Source organism: Halomonas sp. (assembly GCF_041689495.1).
Taxonomy (GTDB): domain Bacteria; phylum Pseudomonadota; class Gammaproteobacteria; order Pseudomonadales; family Halomonadaceae; genus Halomonas.
The window spans coordinates 1-4,741 of record NZ_JBDNGD010000106.1 but is presented as its reverse complement, the minus strand read 5'-3'; the positions used below and the strand labels follow the sequence as shown (position 1 = coordinate 4,741).

Below are 4,741 nucleotides of genomic sequence, written 5' to 3'. Positions count from 1 at the left end.
GTCAGCTCGGTCCATTCACCGGCCTTCGCCCGCTTGTCGAGGAAGATGTTGCCATAGCGCACCCGCTTGAGGCGGCTGACAGTGAGCCCCTGGGATTCCCAGAGCCGGCGCACCTCACGGTTACGACCCTCCATGAGCACCACATGGAACCAGGTGTTGATGCCCTCGCCACCGAATTCCTGAACATCGGTGAAACGGGCCGGCCCATCCTCGAGCATCACGCCCTCGACCATGGCGACCACATGCTCCTTGCCCACCTCTCCCATGACGCGCACGGCGTATTCTCGCTCGACCTGAGTGGAGGGATGCATCAGTTTGTTGGCCAGTTCACCATCGGTGGTGAACAGCAGCAGGCCACTGGTATTGATGTCCAGGCGACCGATGGCGATCCAGCGCTCGCCCTTGAGTCGCGGCAGTCGGTCGAAGACGGTGCGGCGTCCCTCCGGGTCCTTCCGGGTACACAACTCACCCTCGGGCTTGTTGTACATGATCACCCGGCGGGGCACCTCCTCGGCGGCCCGCAGGGTGACCGGACGGTCATCGACACTGACCCTGTCGCGCATCTCGATACGATCACCGAGGGTAGCCACCGTGCCGTTGACCTTGATCCGACCCTGGGCGATGACGGTCTCCATCTCACGGCGTGACCCCAGGCCCGCGCGGGCCAGCACCTTCTGCAGTTTTTCTGTCGTGTCGCTCATCGGTCGTCTGTCTCACTGGGTGTGGATTCCGCCCCCGGGTCACCGTCATCGTCCATACGGCCCCGGGCACGTTCGGACAGGCGAGCCTCGAGATCGGCGAAGCTCAACCCGGTCCGCGCTGACGCCGTCCCGGCGTGGTCGTCGTCGGCCGTCCCGGCCGTCGTTTCGATGGTCGGGAACGCCAAATCGTCGCCCTCGCGTCCATCGCTGTTCGTCTCATCGCTCGTCTTGTAACGCTCGCCCTCGTCGAGTGGCACATCGGCCTGTGCCAGCAGCGCCGTCTGCAAGGGCGGAGGCGGCTCATCCTCCACCCGCTCGTAGCGCGCCTCCTCGAACGTCTTCAGCTCGTGCATCGGCGGCAGTTCATCGAGGGCCTTCAGGCCGAAGTCATCGAGGAAGCATCGGGTGGTGGCATAGACGCCTGGGCGGCCCGGCACATCGCGATGGCCCACCACACGGATCCAGCCACGCTCAAGCAGAGTGCGCATGATCGAGCCGCTCACCGCGACGCCTCGCACCTCTTCGATGTCGCCTCGCGTGACCGGCTGGCGGTAGGCGATCAATGCCAGGGTCTCGAGCAGCGCCCGGGAATAGCGCTGGGGACGTTCGTCCCACAGCCGCGACACCCAGCCCGAGAGCCTCGGACGAATGCGCAACTGGTAGCCCGAGGCCGTCTCGATGAGTTCCATGGCCCCCCGCTCATGGCGGATGCCCAGCCGCTCCAGGGCCTCGTTCAGCGCTCGCCGAGGAGGGCGTTCATGGTCATCGAAGAGGGCTTCCAGACGCTCCAGCCCCAATGGCTCCCCCGCGGCGAGCAGCGCGGCCTCGAGGATCTCTTCCAGGGCATCGGGAAATTCCATGGACGTCATGGCGCCCCCTGCTCATCGTCGCCAAAGGGGCTCTCGCCAGCGATCTCGGGATCTCGGTCGACGTCATCAGCCTCGACCGCCTCCACCGAGGCCCGGACACGCACATGGATCGGCGAAAGCGGGACATTCTGCACGATCTCGATCATCGATTCCTTGGCCAGTTCGAGGATCGCCATGAAAGTGACGACGACACCCGACCTGCCCTCCTCCAGGGTGAACAGCGACTCGAAGGGGGTAAAGTGCCCATGGTTCAACGCCTCCATGATCTTAAGCATCCGCTCACGAGTCGAGAGTGCCTCGCGACTGATGTGGTGGACCTGATTGAGTTCGGCACGCTTGAGGATTCCCGCCAGGGCCCCCAGAAGCTCATCCAGCTCCACATCCGGGTGAATCACTCGGGACTCCAGCGGCGGCAAGAGCGCCCTGGCCGGGAACCAGTCACGACCCAGCCGTGGCAGTTCGGCCAGCCCCTCGGCGGCGGTCTTGAGCTGCTCATATTCCTGCAGGCGACGGATCAACTCGGCCCGCGGATCCTCCTCGTCCGCGTCATCCCTCTCCCTTGGAGGGCGCGGCAGCAGGGTACGCGACTTGATCTCGGCCAGCATAGCCGCCATCAGCAGGTACTCACCGGCCAGCTCGATCTCCATGGCCTTCATCAGCTCCACGTACTCGATGTACTGGTGGGTGATGGCGGCGACATCGATGGCCAGGATATCCAGGTTCTGCCTGCGGATCAGGTAGAGCAGCAGATCCAGCGGCCCCTCGAAGGCCTCGAGGAAGACACGCAGCGCCCCCGGCGGAATATAGAGGTCTTCCGGGAGTCGGGTGATCGGCTCGTCGAACAGGCGGCCCAGGGCCTCAACGGCCGCCGACGATGCCTCGCTCTCGGGTGCCACGGGGGCTTCTGTCTGGGGCGTCTCGCTCATGCGGGGCGGACCTCGGAGTTGCATGGCGAAGGATCAATCCCACAGTCTACCTTGCGGCGATCCTCCGGTCATGCCGTGACGGACTCATCACCCCAGCCAGACCCGCGCATTGCGGAACAACCGCATCCAGGCCCCGTCCCGGGTCCATTCCGCAGGGCGCCAGGAGTTGGTGGCCGCACGGGCGACCCGTTCCGGGTGGGGCATCATGACGGTCACCCGGCCGTCCGGCGTGGTCAGGCCGGTGATGCCGGAGGGGGAGCCATTGGGATTGGCCGGGTAGCGGGTGGTGACCTGGCCATGGTTATCGATATAGCGCAGCGCGATCTGGCCACTTCCCTGCATCCTGCGCAGGTGAGCGCTGTCGCGGAACTCGGCACGGCCCTCGCCATGGGCCACGGCGATGGGCAAGCGCGAGCCTTCCATGCCGGCCAGCAGGATCGACGGACTCTTTTCCACCTGCACCATGGCCACCCGGGCCTCGAACTGCTCGGACTCGTTGCGCACGAAGCGTGGCCAAGCCTCGGCGCCGGGGATCAGCTCGCGCAGCTGGGCGAGCATCTGGCAACCGTTGCAAACGCCCAGCGCTAAGCTGTCGTCGCGCTGGAAGAAGGCCGCAAACTGCTCCCGGGCACGCGGGTTGAACAGTACTGACTTGGCCCAGCCACCGCCGGCGCCCAGGACGTCACCGTAGGAGAAACCGCCGCAGGCCACCATCCCCTTGAACGCCTCGAGGCTCACCCGCCCCTCGATGATATCGCTCATGTGCACGTCGACGGCCTCGAAGCCGGCCTGGTCGAAGGCCCAGGCCATCTCCACCTGGCCGTTGACGCCCTGCTCGCGCAGCACCGCCACGGCCGGGCGGGTCGTATTCAGATAGGGGGCGGCGATGTCTTCGTCCACCTCGAAGCTCGGCGTGGCCGAGAGGCCCGGGTCGCGATTATCAAGCAGGCCGTCGAACTCGCTTTTGGCGCAGTCGGCATTATCGCGCAGGGCCTGCATCCGGTAGCTGGTCTCGCTCCAGGTACGCTGGGTGAGCAGTCGAGTCGTCTCGAGCAGCGGCTCCTCGAAGAGCGTGACCCGCACCTGGTCGTCATAGCGCGGACGGGCGATGACGCCGCAGGTCTCAATGCCGGCGGCGGCGAACTGTGCAAACACTTCCTCGGTGTGCTGGCGGTTGACCTGGATCACCGCGCCGAGCTCCTCGGCGAAGAGCGCATCGACAGCCTGACCAGTCTCGTCGGTCAACCAGTCGAGTTTGATTTCCAGGCCGGCGTGAGCGGCAAAGGCCATCTCCAGCAGGGTCACCAGCAGGCCGCCATCGCTGCGGTCATGATAGGCCAACAGCTTGCCGTCCCGGTTGAGGCCCTGGATCACCGCGAAGAAGGCCTTGAGGTCCTCGGGGTCATCCAGATCGGGGCATTCATCACCCGCCTGACCATAGACCTGAGCCAGGGCAGAGCCACCCAGGCGATTCCGGCCGCCGCCCAGGTCGATCAGGATCAGGTCGGATTCATCCTGCTCCATATTGATCTGCGGAGTCAGGGTCCTCAAGGCATCGGTGACCGGGGCAAAACCCGTGACCACCAGCGACAACGGCGAGGTGACGCTCTTCTCCTCAGGCTCGCCCTGCCCTTCTCCAGTGCCGTCCTCTGCCCGCCAGGCGGTGCGCATGGACATGGAGTCCTTGCCGACCGGGATGGCGATGCCCAGGGCGGGGCAGAGCTCCATGCCCACGGCGTGAACGGCGTCATAAAGGGCCTGATTCTCGCCGGGATAGTCGGCGGCACTCATCCAGTTGGCCGAGAGCTTGATGTCGCCGAGCTTCTCGATGGGCGCGGCGGCCAGGTTGGTGATCGCCTCGGCCACCGCCAGGCGGGCACTGGCCGCCGGGTCGATCAATGCCACCGGCGGGCGTTCGCCCAGGGCCATGGCCTCACCGGCATGGGTATTGAAACTGGCGGTGGTCACGGCCACATCGGCCACCGGCACCTGCCAGGGACCGACCATCTGGTCACGGGCCACCATCCCGGTGATGGAGCGATCACCGATGGTGATCAGAAAGCCCTTGGCGGCCACAGTGGGCAAGCGCAGCACCCGCTCCATGGCCTCGCGCAGGTCCAGATTGTCGAGCATCACCCCGGAGAGTTCACGGGACTGGCGCTGGAATTCCCGTTGCATCCTGGGCGTCTTGCCGAACAGCAGACTCATCGGCAGGTCGACGGGCTTGCTGTCGAAGTGGCCATCG

At 65.7% G+C, this 4,741-nt stretch carries 4 protein-coding genes; all 4 read right to left on the bottom strand.

Annotated elements, in window-relative coordinates; all coding sequences use genetic code 11:
* A partial coding sequence (gene rluB / locus ACESMD_RS03370; RefSeq protein WP_372610323.1) for a 23S rRNA pseudouridine(2605) synthase RluB occupies positions 1-701 on the bottom strand: 701 nt, incomplete at its 3' end.
* Positions 698-1,570, bottom strand: coding sequence for an SMC-Scp complex subunit ScpB (gene scpB / locus ACESMD_RS03365; protein WP_372610321.1), 873 nt, complete (start codon positions 1,568-1,570; stop codon positions 698-700). The genes rluB and scpB, both read right to left, overlap by 4 nt.
* Positions 1,567-2,496 carry a ScpA family protein gene (locus tag ACESMD_RS03360; protein WP_372610319.1) on the bottom strand — a complete coding sequence of 310 codons (930 nt, stop codon included), beginning with the start codon at positions 2,494-2,496 and terminating at the stop codon, positions 1,567-1,569. The genes scpB and ACESMD_RS03360 overlap by 4 nt, the downstream gene beginning before the upstream one ends.
* A gap of 87 nt (positions 2,497-2,583) precedes the next feature.
* Positions 2,584-4,741 (bottom strand): phosphoribosylformylglycinamidine synthase (gene purL, locus ACESMD_RS03355; protein WP_372610317.1); only part of this gene is annotated, 2,158 nt, incomplete at its 5' end.

What these genes read in the sequence shown, in the direction of transcription:
- ACESMD_RS03360 (WP_372610319.1), bottom strand. Translation starts at nt 2,496, where the DNA reads ATGAGCGAGACGCCCCAGACAGAAGCCCCCGTGGCACCCGAGAGCGAG.
- scpB (WP_372610321.1), bottom strand. Translation starts at nt 1,570, where the DNA reads ATGACGTCCATGGAATTTCCCGATGCCCTGGAAGAGATCCTCGAGGCC.